Origin of the sequence: Streptomyces sp. Ru73 (assembly GCF_002920575.1) — a bacterium.
GTDB lineage: Bacteria > Actinomycetota > Actinomycetes > Streptomycetales > Streptomycetaceae > Streptomyces.
Window position 1 is genome coordinate 1 of sequence record NZ_PQSQ01000056.1, and the last position, 17073, is coordinate 17073.

General features: G+C 71.3%; 15 protein-coding genes and 1 pseudogene. 3 read left to right on the top strand and 13 right to left on the bottom strand.

Annotated elements, in window-relative coordinates:
• Positions 1 to 426: 426 nt before the first annotated feature.
• From pssA to C3486_RS22640, 9 genes are all read right to left on the bottom strand, one after another.
• Entirely contained in the window at positions 427 to 1272 is an 846-nt protein-coding gene (gene pssA / locus C3486_RS22600) for a CDP-diacylglycerol--serine O-phosphatidyltransferase (RefSeq protein ID WP_181138654.1), read from the bottom strand.
• Positions 1259 to 1906, bottom strand: a complete 648-nt coding sequence (locus C3486_RS22605) for a phosphatidylserine decarboxylase (RefSeq protein WP_103834582.1) — start codon at positions 1904 to 1906, stop codon at positions 1259 to 1261. Before C3486_RS22605 ends, pssA begins: the two co-directional genes overlap by 14 nt.
• 170 nt (positions 1907 to 2076) lie before the next feature.
• Positions 2077 to 3282: an acyl-CoA dehydrogenase family protein gene (locus C3486_RS22610; protein WP_103834583.1), complete on the bottom strand. Its 1206-nt coding sequence runs from the start codon at positions 3280 to 3282 to the stop codon at positions 2077 to 2079.
• A 2-nt stretch (positions 3283 to 3284) separates the two neighbouring features.
• The gene (locus C3486_RS22615; protein WP_103834584.1) at positions 3285 to 3806 is read right to left on the bottom strand and encodes a MaoC family dehydratase; all 522 of its coding nucleotides are present in this window, start codon (positions 3804 to 3806) and stop codon (positions 3285 to 3287) included.
• A 4-nt stretch (positions 3807 to 3810) separates the two neighbouring features.
• Positions 3811 to 4773 (bottom strand): CoA ester lyase, encoded by a 963-nt coding sequence (locus C3486_RS22620; RefSeq protein ID WP_103834585.1) that lies wholly within the window; start codon positions 4771 to 4773, stop codon positions 3811 to 3813.
• Positions 4770 to 6803, bottom strand: a complete 2034-nt coding sequence (locus C3486_RS22625; RefSeq protein WP_103834586.1) for a protein meaA — start codon at positions 6801 to 6803, stop codon at positions 4770 to 4772. Before C3486_RS22625 ends, C3486_RS22620 begins: the two co-directional genes overlap by 4 nt.
• Before the next feature lie 33 nt (positions 6804 to 6836).
• Positions 6837 to 8174, bottom strand: a complete 1338-nt coding sequence (gene ccrA / locus C3486_RS22630) for a crotonyl-CoA carboxylase/reductase (RefSeq protein WP_103834587.1) — start codon at positions 8172 to 8174, stop codon at positions 6837 to 6839.
• A gap of 458 nt (positions 8175 to 8632) precedes the next feature.
• On the bottom strand, positions 8633 to 9439 hold the full coding sequence (locus C3486_RS22635; RefSeq protein ID WP_181138655.1) for a TetR family transcriptional regulator: 807 nt from the start codon (positions 9437 to 9439) through the stop codon (positions 8633 to 8635).
• A gap of 118 nt (positions 9440 to 9557) precedes the next feature.
• Positions 9558 to 11384 carry a 3-hydroxyacyl-CoA dehydrogenase family protein gene (locus C3486_RS22640; protein WP_103834589.1) on the bottom strand — a complete coding sequence of 609 codons (1827 nt, stop codon included), beginning with the start codon at positions 11382 to 11384 and terminating at the stop codon, positions 9558 to 9560.
• 331 nt (positions 11385 to 11715) lie between these two features.
• On the opposite strand from C3486_RS22640, the gene C3486_RS22645 reads away from it, so the two are divergent.
• Positions 11716 to 12327 (top strand): HEAT repeat domain-containing protein, encoded by a 612-nt coding sequence (locus tag C3486_RS22645; RefSeq protein WP_103834590.1) that lies wholly within the window; start codon positions 11716 to 11718, stop codon positions 12325 to 12327.
• Positions 12328 to 12384: 57 nt separating this feature from the next.
• Here C3486_RS22645 and C3486_RS22650 read toward each other — a convergent pair.
• Positions 12385 to 12887 (bottom strand): annotated as a pseudogene (locus C3486_RS22650) (GNAT family N-acetyltransferase).
• Positions 12888 to 13015: 128 nt separating this feature from the next.
• Here C3486_RS22650 and C3486_RS22655 point away from each other — a divergent pair.
• On the top strand, positions 13016 to 13777 hold the full coding sequence (locus C3486_RS22655; RefSeq protein ID WP_103834591.1) for an SDR family NAD(P)-dependent oxidoreductase: 762 nt from the start codon (positions 13016 to 13018) through the stop codon (positions 13775 to 13777).
• Here the strand turns inward: C3486_RS22655 and C3486_RS22660 are convergent.
• The 3 genes from C3486_RS22660 to C3486_RS22670 all read right to left on the bottom strand — a co-directional run bounded on the left by C3486_RS22660 (position 13731) and on the right by C3486_RS22670 (position 16230).
• Positions 13731 to 14144, bottom strand: coding sequence for a MerR family transcriptional regulator (locus C3486_RS22660; protein WP_103834592.1), 414 nt, complete (start codon positions 14142 to 14144; stop codon positions 13731 to 13733). The two genes, C3486_RS22655 and C3486_RS22660, sit on opposite strands and share 47 nt — an antisense overlap.
• Positions 14145 to 14177: 33 nt before the next feature.
• Positions 14178 to 14993, bottom strand: coding sequence for a hypothetical protein (locus C3486_RS22665; protein WP_146075039.1), 816 nt, complete (start codon positions 14991 to 14993; stop codon positions 14178 to 14180).
• Between the two features lie 151 nt (positions 14994 to 15144).
• Positions 15145 to 16230 (bottom strand): Rv2578c family radical SAM protein, encoded by a 1086-nt coding sequence (locus C3486_RS22670; protein WP_103834594.1) that lies wholly within the window; start codon positions 16228 to 16230, stop codon positions 15145 to 15147.
• Between the two features lie 154 nt (positions 16231 to 16384).
• Here C3486_RS22670 and C3486_RS22675 point away from each other — a divergent pair, with 154 nt between their 5' ends.
• Positions 16385 to 16828, top strand: coding sequence for an SRPBCC family protein (locus C3486_RS22675; RefSeq protein WP_103834595.1), 444 nt, complete (start codon positions 16385 to 16387; stop codon positions 16826 to 16828).
• The last annotated feature ends 245 nt before the right edge of the window (positions 16829 to 17073 follow it).

Consider the following 17073-nt stretch of genomic DNA (forward strand, 5'->3'; position numbering starts at 1 on the left):
GCCACCGGCCGTCGGGGGGGGGCCGGGTCCCGTCCGTGGCCCACTGCGGCGCCGCTGTGGTCGCTCGCGCAGTTCCCCGCGCCCCTGAGCGCCGCCCCGCGCCCGGCCCCGGGCGCACACACGCCCGGCCCCCGGGGCGCACACACGCCGCTCTCCCGGGGCATACACGCCGCTCCCCGGGGCACACGCCGGCCCCCCCGGGCGGACACACGCCGTGCCCTCCGGGGCGCACGAACGCCGCCCTCCCCGGGGCACACACGCCGGCCCTCCGAGCGGACACACGCCGTGCCCTCCGGGGCGCACGAACGCCGCCCTCCCCGGGGCACACACGCCGGCCCCCCGGGCGCACAAACGCCGGAGGCCCGGTACGCGCCCCCGTGAGGGGTTCGTACCGGGCCTCCGGACGTCGGCCATCCGCCGCCGGAACTACGGCAGCTGCGCTGCCCGCGCCTCGCGGCGGTTGTCGCGGAACGTGTTCACCCGGCGGGCCGTCGCGAAGAGCGGGATCATCGCGCCCGTCACGACCTGCAGCGCGCAGCCCGTCTGGAGGAGCAGCTGGCCGCCGGGCGCGTCGAGCGCCCACGCCGCGAGCATGCCCATGCTCAGCACGATCCAGGAGAGCATCGCGACCGCGAGGCGCCCCCGCGGCTTCGGGTACTCCACCCGGCTGACCATCAGCCACGCCACGCCGATGATGGCGAGCAGCGTCGGCAGGAACGGCAGCTCCAGCAGGACGATCGCCACGACCGTCAGCGCGCCGAACGGGCTCGGCATGCCCTGGAACATCCCGTTCGGCACCGTCACGCACGAGAAGCGGGCGAGGCGGAGGATGACCGCCAGCAGCACCACCACCGCCGCGACCACCGACACCCGCTGGTTCGCGTCCTGGGCGACCATGCCCCAGGTCACGACGAAGTACGCGGGCGCCAGCCCGAAGCTGATCAGGTCGGAGAGGTTGTCGAGCTCGGCCCCCATCGCCGAGGCCCGCAGCTTGCGTGCGACCAGTCCGTCGAACAGGTCGAAGACCGACGCGAGCAGCATCAGGATCACGGCCATGGCCGCGCTGTGCCGTGCCATGCCGCCGTCGTCCGTGCCCGTCAGGTGCGGGATGAGGACGCCGGTGGTCGTGAAGTACACGGCCATGAAGCCGCAGATCGCGTTGCCGAGGGTGAGCGTGTCCGCTATCGACAGCCGCGTCGACAGCGGCATGTCGTCGTCCTCTTCCTCCTCGGCCACCCAGCCCGCCTGGGTATCGGGATCAATCACGGTCAAGACGAGTCACCCCCGCTGTGGTGGCCTGGCCGACCTCGACCGCGGCCTCGACGCCCTCGGGCAGGTACACGTCGACGCGCGAGCCGAAGCGGATCAGACCGATGCGCTCGCCCTGCTCGACCTTGGTGCCCTCCGGGACGTAAGGAACGATGCGGCGGGCCACCGCACCGGCGATCTGCACCATCTCCACGTCACCGATCTCGGTGTCGAAGTGCCAGACGACCCGCTCGTTGTTCTCGCTCTCCTTGTTGAACGCCGGAACGAAGCCGCCGGGGATGTGCTCGACGGACGTGACGGTGCCGGCCAGCGGCGCGCGGTTCACGTGGACGTTCAGCGGGCTCATGAAGATCGCGACGCGGGTGCGCCCGTCCTTCCACGGCATGATGCTCTGCACCACGCCGTCGGCCGGGGAGATGACGCGGCCCTGGGCGATGTCGCGCTCCGGGTCGCGGAAGAACCACAGCATGCCCGCCGCCAGGGCGGTGGTGGGCACGGCGACGGCGGCCCAGCGTCCCGAGCGCCGGGAGCGGGCCAGGCTGACCGCGGCCGTCGCGACGGTCGGCAGGAGCCACGGCGACGCTCCGCGCGCGAGGCGGACGCGACCGCGGTGAGCAGAGGATTGGCTGTGGGGCATGGATGACCTTCGTAGCGGAGGATGGCCGCGTAGGTATGGGGGACGCGCGGCTTTCCGGGGATGCTATCGGTTGCGAGCGGCAACTGGCCAAGAGCCAACGCCAATCCGTGGCCGATGTCCCGTGACGGGGTGTGATCTTCTTCTCGAAGAAAACACCCCGAAACGGACATTCACCCCTGGATTCGGTACTCCTCCAGTAGCCGGCGCCCGATGATCATTTTCTGGATCTCAGCGGTACCTTCACCGATGAGCAACATGGGCGCCTCGCGGTACAGGCGTTCGATTTCATATTCTTTGGAGAAGCCATAGCCGCCGTGGATGCGGAAGGCGTCCTCCACGACCTCCTTGCAGTACTCGGAGGCGAGGTACTTCGCCATGCCCGCTTCCAGGTCGTTCCGCTGACCCGAGTCCTTCTTGCGGGCGGCGTTGACCATCATTGCATGGGCCGCCTCGACCTTTGTCGCCATTTCGGCCAATTTGAACTGGATGGCCTGATGCTTTGCGATCGGCTTACCAAAGGTGTGGCGTTGCTGGGCATAGTCCACACCCAGTTCGAAGGCACGCTGCGCCACGCCGCAGCCACGGGCCGCGACGTTCACCCGGCCGACCTCGACGCCGTCCATCATGTGATAGAAACCACGTCCGGTCTCGCCGCCCAGCACCCGGTTCGCGGGGATCCGGAGGTCCTGCATGATGAGCTCGGTCGTGTCGACGCCCTTGTAGCCCATCTTCTCGATCTTGCCCGGGATGGTGAGTCCTGGGCGCACCTCGCCGAAGCCGGCCTCCTTCTCCACGAGGAAGGTCGTCATCGACTTGTGCGGGGCCGTGCCCTCGGGGTGGCCCTCGTCGGTCTTGCAGAGGACCGCGACCAGCGTGGACGAACCGCCGTTCGTCAGCCACATCTTCTGGCCGTTGAGGACGTACTCGTCGCCGTCCCGCACGCCTTTGGAGCTGATGGCCGACACGTCGGACCCCAGCGCCGGCTCCGACATCGAGAAGGCGCCCCGTATCTCGCCCGCCGCCATCCGGGGCAGGAAGTAGTCCTTCTGCTCCTGCGTGCCGTGCTGCTTGAGCATGTAGGCGACGATGAAATGGGTGTTGATGATGCCGGAGACGCTCATCCAGCCGCGGGCGATCTCCTCGACCGTCAGCGCGTAGGTGAGCAGCGACTCGCCGAGGCCGCCGTACTCCTCGGGGATCATCAGCCCGAAGACGCCCAGTTCCTTGAGGCCCTCGACGATCTGCGTCGGGTACTCGTCCTTGTGCTCCAGCTCGGTGGCGACCGGAATGATCTCCTTGTCCACGAAGTCGCGGACGGTGGAGAGGATTTCCCGCTGGATGTCCGTCAGACCCTCGGTCTGTGCCAGGCGCGCCATGGCTACTTCTCCTTCGCGGCCGGTGTCCGCAGCTCGGGGCGGCCGGGCTGCTCGCCGCCGCGCTCCTTGATGTACGTGGCCGTCGGGACCATCACCTTGCGCCGGAAGACGCAGACCAGCGTGCCGTCCTGCTTGTAGCCCTTGGTCTCGACGTACACGATGCCGCGGTCGTTCTTCGACTTCGACGGCGTCTTGTCCAGCACGGTCGTCTCGCCGTAGATCGTGTCGCCGTGGAAGGTCGGCGCCACGTGCTTCAGCGACTCGATCTCCAGGTTGGCGATGGCCTTGCCGGAGACGTCCGGCACGGACATGCCGAGCAGGAGGGAGTAGATGTAGTTCCCGACCACCACGTTCTTGCCGAAGTCGGTGGTCTGCTCCGCGTAGTTCGTGTCCATGTGGAGCGGGTGGTGGTTCATCGTCAGCAGGCAGAAGAGGTGGTCGTCGTACTCGGTGACCGTCTTGCCCGGCCAGTGCTTGTACACGTCCCCGACGGTGAACTCTTCGTAGGTGCGGCCGAACTGCATCTCGCTACGCCTCCGGGGCTTCGAACTTGCTGGTGCGCTGCATGCCGGCGGCCCGGCCCTTGCCGGCGATGACCAGCGCCATCTTGCGGCTGGCCTCGTCGATCATCTCGTCGCCGAGCATCGCGGAGCCCTTCTTGCCGCCCGCCTCGGAGGTGTGCCACTCGTACGCGTCGAGGATCAGCTCGGCGTGGTCGTAGTCCTCCTGGGAGGGCGAGAAGACCTCGTTGGCCGCCTCGACCTGGCCCGGGTGCAGCACCCACTTGCCGTCGAAGCCCAGCGCGGCGGCGCGCCCGGCGACCTCGCGGAACCCGTCCACGTTCTTGATCTGCAGGTAGGGGCCGTCGATCGCCTGGAGGTCGTTGGCGCGGGCCGCCATCAGGATCTTCATGAGGATGTAGTGGTACGCGTCGGCGCCGTAGCCGGGCGGCTGCTCGCCGACGACCAGGGACTTCATGTTGATGGACGCCATGAAGTCGGCCGGGCCGAAGATGATCGTCTCGATGCGGGGCGAGGCCTCCGCGATCTCGTTGACGTTGTTCAGGCCCCGGGCGTTCTCGATCTGCGCCTCGATGCCGATCCGGCCGACCTCGAAGCCCATCGTCGTCTCGACCTGGGTCAGGAGGAGGTCCAGCGCGACGACCTGCTGCGCGTCCTGCACCTTCGGCAGCATGATGCAGTCCAGGTTCGGGCCCGCGCCCTCGACGACCGTGATGACGTCCCGGTACGTCCAGTGGGTGGTCCAGTCGTTGACCCGCACCACGCGCGTCTTGCCGGTCCAGTCGCCCTCGTTGAGCGCCTTCACGATGTTGTGCCGCGCGTCCGGCTTGGCGAGCGGCGCGCAGGCGTCCTCCAGGTCCAGGAAGACCTGGTCGGCGGGGAGGCCCTGGGCCTTCTCCAGGAAGCGCGGGTTGGAGCCGGGGACCGCCAGGCAGGAGCGGCGGGGGCGGAGCCGGTTGACCTTGGTCATGCGGGGACCTCCAGGGGGTCGAGCTTGTTCGCGGTACGGATCTCGTCGACGATACGGCCGATGATCTCCGTGATACCGAAGTCCTTAGGGGTGAAGACGGCGGCGACACCGGCTTCGCGCAGCGCTGCCGCGTCCGCCGAAGGGATGATGCCGCCGACGATGACGGGGACGTCGTCCACGCCGGCGCGGCGCAGCCGGGCCAGCACGTCCGGTACCAGCTCGGCGTGCGAGCCGGAGAGGATGGACAGGCCGACGCAGTGCACGTCCTCGGCGACGGCCGCCGAGACGATCTGCTCGGGGGTCAGCCGGATGCCCTGGTAGACCACCTCGAAGCCGGCGTCGCGGGCGCGTACGGCGATCTGCTCGGCGCCGTTGCTGTGCCCGTCCAGCCCCGGCTTGCCCACCAGGAGGCGCAGCTTGCCGCTGCCCAGCTCCTCGGCGGTGCGGGCGACCTTCTCGCGGACGGCCGCGAGCGGGCTGCCCTCCTCGGCGGGGACCGCCAGCGGGGCGCTGGAGACGCCCGTGGGGGCCCGGAACTCGCCGAAGACGTCCCGGAGGGCCCAGGCCCACTCGCCGGTCGTCACACCGGCCCTGGCGCACTCCAGGGTGGCCGCGAAGAGGTTGGTGTCGCCGGCCGCCGCCTTCTTCAGCGCGGACAGCGCCTCCTGGGCGCGGGGCTCGTCGCGGGCGTCCCGCCACTCGTGCAGCGCCCGCACCACCCGCGCCTCGTTGTCCGGGTCCACCGTCATGATGGCGGTGTCCAGGTCGGCGGTGAGCGGGTTGGGCTCGGTGGACTCGTAGCAGTTGACGCCGACGATCTTCTCTTCGCCGGCCTCGATCCGGCCGCGCCGCTCCGCGTGCGAGGCGACCAGCTGGGACTTGAGGTAGCCGGACTCCACGGCGGCCATCGCGCCGCCCATCTCCTGGATCCGGTCGATCTCGGCCAGCGCCTCCTCGACCAGCGCGTCGACCTTGGCCTCGATGACGTGCGAGCCGGCGAAGATGTCCTCGTACTCGAGCAGGTCCGACTCGTGCGCGAGGACCTGCTGGATACGGAGCGACCACTGCTGGTCCCAGGGCCGGGGCAGGCCCAGCGCCTCGTTCCAGGCGGGCAGCTGCACGGCACGTGCCCGTGCGTCCTTGGAGAGCGTGACGGCCAGCATCTCGAGGACGATGCGCTGGACGTTGTTCTCCGGCTGCGCCTCGGTGAGGCCGAGGGAGTTGACCTGGACGCCGTAGCGGAAGCGGCGCTGCTTGGGGTTCTCCACGCCGTACCGCTCGCGGGTGATCTTGTCCCAGATGCGGCCGAAGGCGCGCATCTTGCACATCTCCTCGATGAACCGGACGCCGGCGTTCACGAAGAAGGAGATCCGCGCGACGACGTCGCCGAACTTCTCCGCCGGCACCTGCCCGGAGTCCCGTACGGCGTCCAGCACCGCGATGGCGGTGGACATCGCGTACGCGATCTCCTGCACCGGCGTGGCCCCGGCCTCCTGCAGGTGGTAGCTGCAGATGTTGATCGGGTTCCACTTCGGGATGTGCGCCACCGTGTACGTGATCATGTCGGTGGTGAGCCGCAGGGAGGGCCCGGGCGGGAACACGTGCGTGCCCCGCGACAGGTACTCCTTCACGATGTCGTTCTGCGTGGTCCCGGACAGCTTGGAGATGTCAGCGCCCTGCTCCTCGGCGACCACCTCGTACAGCGCCAGCAGCCACATGGCGGTGGCGTTGATGGTCATCGAGGTGTTCATCTGCTCCAGCGGGATGTCCTGGAACAGGCGGCGCATGTCGCCGAGGTGGGAGACCGGGACCCCGACCCGGCCGACCTCGCCGCGGGCGAGGACGTGGTCGGGGTCGTAACCGGTCTGCGTCGGGAGGTCGAACGCGACCGACAGGCCGGTCTGGCCCTTGGCGAGGTTGCGCCGGTACAGCTCGTTGGACGCCTCGGCGGTGGAGTGCCCGGCGTACGTCCGCATCAGCCACGGACGGTCCTTCTTCCGTTCCGGCCGCGGTGTCTGACCGTCAGTCATGTGTGTCGTCTCCCAGACGTGTCGGGTGTCGGTTCAGACGTTCCGGAAGCGGTTGATGGCGTCGAGGTGCTTGGCGCGCTTCTCGTGGTCGCGCACGCCCATGCCCTCCTCGGGGGCCAGCGCGAGGACGCCGACCTTGCCCTGGTGGAGGTTGCGGTGCACGTCGTACGCGGCCTGGCCGGTCTCCTCCAGGGAGTACGTCTTCGACAGCGTCGGGTGGATCTTGCCCTTGGCGATCAGGCGGTTGGCCTCCCACGCCTCGCGGTAGTTGGCGAAGTGCGAGCCGATGATGCGCTTCAGCGACATCCACAGGTAGCGGTTGTCGTACTCGTGCATGTAGCCGGAGGTCGAGGCGCAGGTGGTGATGGTGCCGCCCTTGCGGGTGACGAACACGGAGGCGCCGAAGGTCTCGCGGCCCGGGTGCTCGAAGACGATGTCGATGTCCTCGCCGCCGGTGAGCTCGCGGATGCGCTTGCCGAAGCGCTTCCACTCCTTCGGGTCCTGGGTCTGCTCGTCCTTCCAGAACTTGTAGCCCTCGGCCTTGCGGTCGATGATCGCCTCGGCGCCCATCTTCCGGCAGATCTCCGCCTTGTCCTCGCTGGAGACGACGCAGATCGGGTTGGCGCCGCCGGCCAGCGCGAACTGGGTGGCGTACGAGCCCAGGCCGCCGGACGCGCCCCAGATCAGGACGTTGTCGCCCTGCTTCATGCCGGCGCCGTTGCGGGAGACCAGCTGGCGGTACGCGGTGGAGTTGACCAGGCCAGGAGCCGCCGCCTCCTCCCAGCTCAGATGGTCCGGCTTGGGCATGAGCTGGTTGGACTTCACGAGCGCGATCTCGGCGAGGCCGCCGAAGTTGGTCTCGAAGCCCCAGATGCGCTGCTCGGGGTCGAGCATCGTGTCGTTGTGGCCGTCGGAGGACTCCAGCTCCACGGAGAGGCAGTGCGCGACGACCTCGTCACCGGGGTGCCAGGAGTTCACGCCGGGGCCGGTGCGCAGCACGACGCCGGCCAGGTCGGAGCCGATGACGTGGTACGGCAGGTCGTGGCGCTTGGCCAGCGGCGAGAGCTTGCCGTAGCGCTCCAGGAAGCCGAAGGTCGACAGCGGCTCGAAGATCGAGGTCCAGACGGAGTTGTAGTTGACCGAGGACGCCATGACGGCGACCAGGGCCTCGCCCGGGCCCAGCTCCGGCACCGGCACGTCCTCGACGTGCAGCGACTTGCGGGGGTCCTTCTCCTTGCTGGGCAGGCCGTCGAACATGTCGGCCTCGTCCTTGTGCACGGTGACCGCGCGGTAGGACTCGGGGATGGTCAGGTTCGCGAAGTCCTCGCGAGTGCTGTCGGTCGCGGTGATCGCGTCCAGGATGTGGTTCACGGTATGCCTCCGGCGAAGCGCGCTGAGGGAACGGCTTGAGGGAACGTCGGGGGTGGTGCGAAGGCGGTGCCGTCGGTTCGGCTGGGTGGTGCTCGGCAGGCGCGGGTGTGCGCGGGAGGTTGCCTGTGACGCAGGCATCCGGGCGCGCGGACCAGTGGTACGCGGGGACAACCGGCACGCCGAAGATCGGGTGCGCCGGCCGCCCGGACAACATCAACGTATGACACCGCGTGCCAGCCGACAAGGCACTCGGTGCCAACAATTTCTCTCAGATGTCATCCGGGCGGCACGCATGAGCAACATGAATCACCGCATAAGCGGACGATCCAGTGCCGCGCGCGCCTCATGCGTGATGTTTGTTACTCGCGAGTCGCACAGAGGGACGCCGTGACCGTACGACGAAGCGCCGCCACGCCCATGGCGTGACGGCGCTCCCGTGGTCCTCTGCGGTCCGTCGCTCAGTTGCTGTTGTGCTCGCGCAGCGCCTTCTGGATCGTGCGCATGACCTCGCTGAGCGGGGCGTCCGTACGCGCCACCGTCACCAGCACCTCGCCCTCCCGGGCCGCCGTCGCGGCCGGCGGCGGGCTCGCGGGCGTACGCCCCGCCCCGATGCCCGTCCCGAACGTCTCCCGGACGATCGCGAAGGCGTGGTCGAGCTGCGCCTCCACGTCCCCCTGGGCGCCCGCCCTGAGCCAGCGCCGCAGGACGTGGTTGTGCGCGGTGACCACGGCGGACGCGGCGACCTCGGCCAGCAGCGGGTCGTCGTTGCCCTCGCGGTGCGCCCCCTCGTCGAAGTGGCCCAGGAGGTAGCGCGTGAAGAGCCGCTCGTACCGGGCCACCGAGGCGATCTCCGCCTCGCGCAGCGTCGGCACCTCACGGGTCAGGCGGTAGCGGGCCACCGACACGGCCGGCGAGGCCGCGTACATCCGCATGACTTCCTTGATCCCGCGGCAGACCGTGTCCAGCGGGTTCTCGTGGGCCGGTGCCGCGTCCAGCACCGCCTCGGCCCGTACGAGGGTGTCGTCGTGGTCGGGGAAGATCGCCTCTTCCTTGGAGCGGAAGTGGCGGAAAAACGTCCGTCGTGCGACGCCCGCCGCCGCGGCGATCTCGTCGACGGTCGTCGCCTCGTAGCCCTTTGTCGCGAACAGCTCCATCGCCGCCGCCGCCAATTCGCGGCGCATCTTGAGCCGCTGGGCGGCCGCGCGGCGAGAGCCGGGGGTGGTGTCGTTTCCGTCGGAAGGCTGCGTACGAGCGGGCTGGGACATGTGGGGACGGTACTTCATATTCCCGCGGCCTGCGGCATTCGCCCTGGGAACGGGCGGCCAGGAGGCCGCGGACGGGCCACCCCGAGGGTCGAGCAGCCCGCCCCAGCCACCCCCGGCGTCAGCGCTTGGCGTACTCACGGAAGCCGCGGCCGGTCTTGCGGCCGAGGCAGCCCGCGGCGACGAGGTGCTCCAGCAGCGGCGCCGGGGCCAGGCCCGGGTCGCGGAACTCCTGGTGCAGCACCTTCTCGATGGCCAGCGAGACGTCCAGGCCCACCACGTCGAGCAGTTCGAACGGGCCCATCGGGTAGCCGCCGCCCAGCTTCATCGCGGTGTCGATCTCGTCCGGCGAGGCGTAGTGCTCCTGGACCATCTTCACCGCGTTGTTCAGGTACGGGAAGAGCAGCGCGTTCACGATGAAGCCCGCCCGGTCGCCGCAGTCCACCGGGTGCTTGCGCACCTGGGCGCAGACCGCGCGCACCGTCGCGTGCACGTCGTCGGCGGTCAGCACCGTCCGGACGACCTCGACCAGCTTCATCGCCGGCGCCGGGTTGAAGAAGTGCATCCCGATGACGTCCTGCGGGCGCGAGGTGGCCCGCGCGCAGGCCACGACCGGCAGCGAGGAGGTGGTGGTGGCCAGCACGGCGCCCGGCTTGCAGACCTTGTCCAGCGTCCCGAACAGCTGCTGCTTGACCTCCAGGTCCTCGGCCACCGCCTCGACCGCGAGGTCCACGTCGGCGAAGGCGTCCAGCGAGTCCGCCGGGGTGATCGCCGCGAGCGCCGCGTCCCTGGCCTCCTCGGTCATCCGGCCCTTGGCCACCGAGCGGCCCAGCGACTTCTCGATCCGGGCCTTGGCCCTCTCCGCCTTCTCCTGGCTGCGGGCCGCCAGCACGACCGAGAAGCCGGACTTCGCGAAGACCTCCGCGATGCCGCTGGCCATCGTCCCGGAACCGGCCACGCCGACGCTGCGCACGGTGCGCGCGCCGACCGCCTCGTGGCTCTCCGCCGGGGTCTCGCCGTCCGGCACGACCGCCGCGGAGCCGGGCGCCTCGTACGTGTAGAAGCCGCGGCCCGCCTTGCGGCCGGTCAGGCCCGCCTCGGCGAGCTGGCCGAGGATCGGTGCAGGGGCGTGCAGCCGGTCGTGCGAGGCCGCGTACATCGCCTGCAGCACCGTACGGGCGGTGTCGATGCCGATCAGGTCCAGCAGTGCGAGCGGGCCCATGGGCAGCCCGCAGCCCAGGCGCATCGCCGCGTCGATGTCCTCACGGGTGGCGTACTTCGCCTCGTACATCGCGGCGGCCTGGTTCAGGTACCCGAAGAGCAGGCCGTCGGCGACGAAGCCGGGCCGGTCGCCCACCGCGATCGGGTCCTTGCCCAGCTCGCGGGCGAGCTCGGTGACGGCGGCCACGGCGGTCGGCGCGGTCAGCACGGAGGAGGCGACCTCGACCAGCTTCATGGCCGGGGCCGGGGCGAAGAAGTGCAGGCCGAGCACGCGCTCGGGGCGCTGCGAGTCGGCGGCCAGCCGGGTCACCGAGAGGGAGTTGGTGCCGGTGGCCAGCACCGTGTCCGGGCGGACGATGCCGTCGAGTGCGGTGATGATCTGCCGCTTGAGCTCGTAGTCCTCCGGGACCACCTCGATCACCAGGTCGGCGTCTGCGGCCGCCTGCAGGTCGGAGAAGGTGCGGAACCGGGCCAGCACGTCGGCCCGCTCCCGCTCGGTGAGCCGCTCGCGGCGCACGGCGCGGGCGGTGGACGACTCCAGGGCGGCGACGGAGCGGCGGACCGCGGCGTCGTCGATGTCGATGCCGATGACCTCACGGCCGGCGCGGGCGAGCACCTCGGCGATGCCGGTGCCCATCGTGCCCAGGCCGACGACGGCGACGGTCGCGATACCGGATGCGGCGGTGGCGGGGGACAGGGGCGAATCAGGGGTGGACGAGAGGCCCATCACGAGACTCCAGAGGGTGTTCCCCTGCGGGCAGGGGAGAGGTGACGACTGAGGGTGAGCGCACACGCGGTCGACGCGGTCGAAGGGCGCGTACGGAGGGAGCTGCGCGGCGGACCCTGTCCCGGGGTCACTGCCGGTCACTCGGCTGTGTGTCGTGCTGTGCGGTGCCGAACCGACTTCACTCATGGCGGCTGCGTCACCAGGCCGCCGGAGCAGGGGTGCTGCTCGTGCCAGCAGATTAACTCGCGGGTAATGGCAAGCGCCAGGGGGAAAGGGGGGAATTAATCTGTGGCGCGGACCACGCGGAGGCAGCCGGGGAGGAGCACCACAAATGGAAGACCACTTCCACGAGTTGACCGACCGAGTACGGAGCGAGCTCCGGTCGCCGGCCGATCTCGTCACCTACGAGCGCCTGCTGGGCCTCGCACGCAAGAACACCCCGGCGGGCAGAGAAGAGCTGGCCAGGATGCTCACGGCGGTCGAGCGACCGCTCTGGACCCGCGAGATCGCCGCCTTCTCCCTCGGCTGCGCCGGGGACCGCCGGGCCTTCGAGACGCTCGTCCTGCTGCTGAACTACCGCGACCCGGTCCGCTGCGCCACGGCCGCGCACGCGCTCGCCCGGCTCGGCGACCCCCGCACGGCCCGCGCCGCCGCGGCCCTCGCGACCAACCCGCTCCGCACCGCGTACGCCCTCCACCCGGTGCGCCTGCTGGCCGACCTCCGCGCTCCCGAGTCCGTCCCCGCCCTCATCTCCACCCTCGAACGCCTCCTCACCCCGCACACGCCGTACTGGCGCGTCGCCCTGGCCTGCGTGGAGGGCCTCGGCGCGCTCGGCGACCGGCGCGCCGTCCCGGCCCTCACCTCGGCCCTGGACCACCCGCGGCTGGCGGCGGCGGCCGCCGCCTCACTGGCACGGCTGGACAGCGGCCGCAACGGCGGCTGAGTGGCCGCGCTACAGGGGCCCGAGCGGCGGCGCGCTACGGGGCCGGGCGGCGGCGCACTACAGAGGACGCGCGTACCGGACCTCCGGCACGCGGGCGCCGGCGATCTCCTCGGCCTCCTCGGCGCCGTCCGGCGCGAAGCCCGCCCGTTCGTAGAAGCGGCGTGCGCGGGCGTTGTGCTTCAGCACCCACAGGCGCATCCCGGCGTGGCCGTGCTCCCGGCGAGGCCGAGCGAGGCACTCATCAAGGCACGGCCGACGCCCGTGCCGGCCCGCTCGGGACACACGTACAGGGCGTACAGCTCCGCGTGCCCCGGGGCCCGGCGGCCGGTCGCCGCGTCCCGGTACGGCCCGAAGGCGGCCCAGCCGGTCACCGAACCGGCCTGCTCCGCCACGAGGTTCACCACGTCACCGGGTGCCCGGGTGAACAACTCCCGCCGCCGCCCAGCCTCTTCGGCGACGTCCAGCCCGTCGAGGAACGGCTGCGGCACCAGTCCGGCGTACGCCCACTGCCAGCCGCGCACCCTGATCGCACACACCGCGCCGATGTCGTCCTCCGTCATCCGTCGCACCCGCGGCTCACCCATGCGGGCAGGCTAGGTGGCCCGGTACGGGGTGTCGTGGGATTTTCCCGGGCGCGGCAGGGCGGGCTTGACCTTGACGCCGGCGGCAGGGTTCCAGACTGCCCGGCATGAGCGAAGAGAAGCAGGAGTTCGCCGGGCGGGCCGTGGTGGTCACCGGGGCCGGCACCGGCATCGGACGGGCCACCGCACGGGCCTTCGCGGCGGCGGGGGCGCGGGTGGTGGCGGTCGGGCGGCGCCCCGAGCCGCTGGCGGAGGCGGCGGCCGGGCACCCCGGGATCACGCCGTACGCGGCGGACATCACCGCCGACGGGGCGGCCGAACGCATCGCCGCGTACGCGGTCGACACCTGCGGGCGGCTGGACGTGCTGGTCAACAACGCGGGGATCGTGCGGAGCGGGGCACTGGGGACCTTCACGCAGGAGTCGGTCGGGCCGCAGCTCGCGACCAACCTGGTGGCCCCCGTGCTGCTGACCCAGGCGGCACTCCCGCACCTGGAGCGCGCCGGCGGCGTCGTGGTCAACGTCTCGACCGCCGTCGGCCAGCGGGCCTGGCCCGGCAACGCCGTCTACGCCGCGAGCAAGGCCGGCCTGGACACCCTGACCCGCAGCTGGGCGGTGGAACTGGCGCCCCGCGGCATACGGGTCGTCGGCGTCGCGCCCGGCGCCGTAGAAACCCCGATCGGCACCCACCAGGGCCTGTCACCGGAGCGCCTGGCGGCCGTCCGCGCCTGGCAGATCGACCGCACGCCGCTGGGCCGCCTGGGGCGCCCGGAGGAGGTGGCGGCAGCGGTGCTGCAGCTCGCCTCCCCGGACGCCGCGTTCGTCACGGGCGCGATTCTGCCGGTGGACGGGGGTGCGCTGGTGGGGTGAGGGGTGCACGGGGCGGCGGGGGCGTGGCCGCTTCCAGGGCTTGGGCCAGGCGGTTGCGGGCCTCTGTCTGGGCGGCCAGGCGGGCGTCGATCCGGGCGAGGCGGTCCCGGGCGACGGCCAGGCCCTCGGGGGACGGCGGGGCGGTCGTCATGTCGCCGTCCAGGCAGCCGGCGAAGCAGCGCACGTCGGCCAGCGTGAGGCCGGTGTCCAGCAGGTACCGGATGTTCCGCACCCGTACGGCCGCCCGCTCGTCGTAGTCGCGGTAGCCGTTGGCCTCGCGCGTGGAGCCGATCAGCCCCTCCTGCTCGTAATGGCGCAGCGCACGCGGCGTCGTCCCCGTGGCCGCTGCCAGTTCCCCGATCCGCACCCGGTCACCGTACGGTGCGGGGCCGCGCCGCGCCTAGCGGCCCCACGCCGAGCGCAGCGTCACCCCGTACCGGGTGCGCAGCCTGCGCACCTCCCAGACGGCGAGCGCGGTGACGGACAGCGGGCCGCCGAGGAGGAAGGGCACGAAGACCACGGGCGGGGCCACCACGTCGGGCCCGTCGACGAGTTGCACGACGAAGAGCGACCAGACCAGGAGCGGCGAGAGCACGGCGGGCAGCAGCTCGTGGACGTCCGCGGTGCGGAAGCAGGAGTTCAGGCCGCGTACGGCGGCCACGAGGGTGAAGCAGGCGGCCGAGACGAGCACGCACAGGCACACCAGGCCGCCCGCGAGGAACGCCGCGGCCATGATCAGCCCGCTGATCAGCGTGCCGGCCGTGGTGCCGAAGAAGCCGCCGAAGAAGTCATGCGCGCCGATCATCGAGGTCGACACGGCGTCGCCCCTGAGGACGGCGGTCATCAGCCACACCAGCCCGGCCCCGAGGGGCAGCGCGGCGAGCGCCCGGAGCGGCCCGCCGACCCGGCGCGCGTACATCCGGCCCAGCGGCCGCCGCGCCCCGAGGCAGAACACCGTGATCCCCACCGTGCCGCACACCAGCAGCACGCCGCACCCGATGAGCAGGTTCAGCAGCTGGCCGAACAGGTAGTCGGCGCGGCCCTCGCGCAGCGGGTAGGTGAGCAGGAGCCACGCCGTGGCCGCCAGCCCCAGTGCCGTACGGATCGCCCGTACCCGCGCGATCAGCGGGTCCTCGATCAGGTCCGCGCGGGTCGGCGTGGTCAGCGCCGCTGCCAGGGACAGCGGCCCGGGCAGGCCGGAACGGACGGTACTCATGCGCTGCCGGACACCCACGTGCTCTGCTCCCCCGGAATCCCCGTATCCCCATGTCCCCGTGCCGCCGTCACCGGCGGGCGGATCGATACCTTAAACGATCATCGTGCGGGCGGGCCCGGGAGCCGGGCGGAGCAGCGCCGGCCGGGTGGCGTCAGAGCAGCGTCAGCTGGGTGGCGCCGGCCGCCGCGCCCGTCGAGTCGGCCGCTCCCGCGGGGCCGGTCTGGGCCGGCACCCGGTGGGCCGGGCGGCGCGTGATACGGCGGTGCGCCGCGGGGCGCGCGGGGCCGATGCCGTACTCGGCGGCCAGCTCGTGGACCTGGCGGGTGATCCGCCGCTGGTACCACTTGGGAGCGTACGCACCGTCCGCGTACAGGCGCTCGTACCGCCGCACCAGATGGGGGTGATGGTGCTCCAGCCACGCCATGAACCACTCGCGGGCGCCCGGCCTGAGGTGCAGCACCAGCGGCGTCACGGAGGACGCGCCGGCCGCCGCGATGGCCCGCACCGTGGCGCGCAGCTGGTCCGGGTGGTCACCGAGGAAGGGGATGACGGGGGCCATCAGGACGCCGCAGCCGATGCCGTGCCCGGTGAGGGTGCGGACGGCGTCCAGACGCCGCTCCGGGGACGGCGTACCGGGCTCCACCGTGCGCCACAGCTCGCGGTCCAGGAAGCCGACCGACATCGAGATGCCGACGTCGGTGACCTCGGCCGCCTCGCGCAGCAGGTCCAGGTCGCGGAGGATCAGCGTGCCCTTGGTGAGGATCGAGAAGGGGTTCGCGTGGTCGCGGAGGGCGCCGATGATGCCGGGCATCAGGCGGTAGCGGCCCTCGGCCCGCTGGTAGCAGTCGACGTTGGTGCCCATGGCGATGTGCTCGCCGCGCCAGCGTCTTCCGGACAGCTCGCGTCTGAGCAGGTCCGGCGCGTTGACCTTGACCACGATCTGGCTGTCGAACCCGAGTCCGGTGTCCAGGTCGAGGTAGCTGTGGGTGCGCCGCGCGAAGCAGTAGACGCAGGCGTGGGTGCAGCCCCGGTACGGGTTCACCGTCCATTCGAACGGCATGCGGGAGGCGCCCGGCACCCGGTTCACGATCGACTTCGCCCGTACCTCGTGGAACGTCACGCCCCGGAACTCCGGGGTGTCGATGGTCCGGCTGACCACGTCCGTGCCGAAGAGCGCGGGCGTACGCGGCGGACCTGACGGGTCCGCCGAGCCCTCGCTCAGATTCTCCCAGCGCATCGCGCCTCCTCATGGGTGCTGCGGCCCCCCGCTGCCGATAATAGAACAGGTGTTCCCTTGGGTGCTGTCAACCCGGATTTGGGCGCGCCGCTCCGGAGTGGTTGGCTTGCCGCACCGCACCACCAGCAAGCGAGCACCCCGGAGGGCAGCAGTCATGGGCCAGGTCGAAGCCACCACGCAGCGCGAGATCGCGGCGAACGCGGACGACGTCTTCGACGCGCTCGCGGACTACTCGGGCACCCGCCAGAAGCTGCTGCCCGAGCACTTCAGCGAGTACGAGGTCCGCGAGGGCGGCGACGGCAAGGGCACGCTGGTGCACTGGAAGCTCCAGGCCACCAGCAAGCGCGTCCGGGACTGCCTCCTGGACGTCGACGAGCCGACCGACGGACAGCTGGTGGAGAAGGACCGCAACTCCTCGATGGTGACCACCTGGACCGTCACCCCGGCCGGCGAGCAGCGCGCCCGGGTCGTCGTCACCACCACCTGGCAGGGCGCGGGCGGCGTCGGCGGCTTCTTCGAGCGGACCTTCGCACCCAAGGGGCTCGGCCGGATCTACGACGCGCTCCTCGCCAACCTCGCGGCGCACATGGAGAAGTGACGGCGCGTACAGGGGGGTGAGCCCCGCTCCGGGCGCTCACCGGATCGGGTGGTTTCCCGTCGCGTCCGCCTGACGCGCGCCCCTCGTGGCCCGTGGCCTAAAGTCCTGATGAGGGCCCGATCCGGCACCCCCGTACGGCGGTTGACGGCCGGTCCCGCCCCGAACATGCCGTTTCGTCACGCTTGATCGCAGTTGTCGCCCGATGCGAGAACAGGGCGCGGCACAGGCGTGACGAGGGGAGCAGC

What these genes read in the sequence shown, in the direction of transcription:
- C3486_RS22605 (WP_103834582.1), bottom strand. Translation starts at nt 1,906, where the DNA reads ATGCCCCACAGCCAATCCTCTGCTCACCGCGGTCGCGTCCGCCTCGCG.
- C3486_RS22610 (WP_103834583.1), bottom strand. Translation starts at nt 3,282, where the DNA reads ATGGCGCGCCTGGCACAGACCGAGGGTCTGACGGACATCCAGCGGGAA.
- C3486_RS22615 (WP_103834584.1), bottom strand. Translation starts at nt 3,806, where the DNA reads ATGCAGTTCGGCCGCACCTACGAAGAGTTCACCGTCGGGGACGTGTAC.
- C3486_RS22620 (WP_103834585.1), bottom strand. Translation starts at nt 4,773, where the DNA reads ATGACCAAGGTCAACCGGCTCCGCCCCCGCCGCTCCTGCCTGGCGGTC.
- C3486_RS22625 (WP_103834586.1), bottom strand. Translation starts at nt 6,803, where the DNA reads ATGACTGACGGTCAGACACCGCGGCCGGAACGGAAGAAGGACCGTCCG.
- C3486_RS22635 (WP_181138655.1), bottom strand. Translation starts at nt 9,439, where the DNA reads ATGTCCCAGCCCGCTCGTACGCAGCCTTCCGACGGAAACGACACCACC.
- C3486_RS22640 (WP_103834589.1), bottom strand. Translation starts at nt 11,384, where the DNA reads ATGGGCCTCTCGTCCACCCCTGATTCGCCCCTGTCCCCCGCCACCGCC.
- C3486_RS22645 (WP_103834590.1), top strand. Translation starts at nt 11,716, where the DNA reads ATGGAAGACCACTTCCACGAGTTGACCGACCGAGTACGGAGCGAGCTC.
- C3486_RS22655 (WP_103834591.1), top strand. Translation starts at nt 13,016, where the DNA reads ATGAGCGAAGAGAAGCAGGAGTTCGCCGGGCGGGCCGTGGTGGTCACC.
- C3486_RS22665 (WP_146075039.1), bottom strand. Translation starts at nt 14,993, where the DNA reads ATGAGTACCGTCCGTTCCGGCCTGCCCGGGCCGCTGTCCCTGGCAGCG.
- C3486_RS22670 (WP_103834594.1), bottom strand. Translation starts at nt 16,230, where the DNA reads ATGCGCTGGGAGAATCTGAGCGAGGGCTCGGCGGACCCGTCAGGTCCG.
- C3486_RS22675 (WP_103834595.1), top strand. Translation starts at nt 16,385, where the DNA reads ATGGGCCAGGTCGAAGCCACCACGCAGCGCGAGATCGCGGCGAACGCG.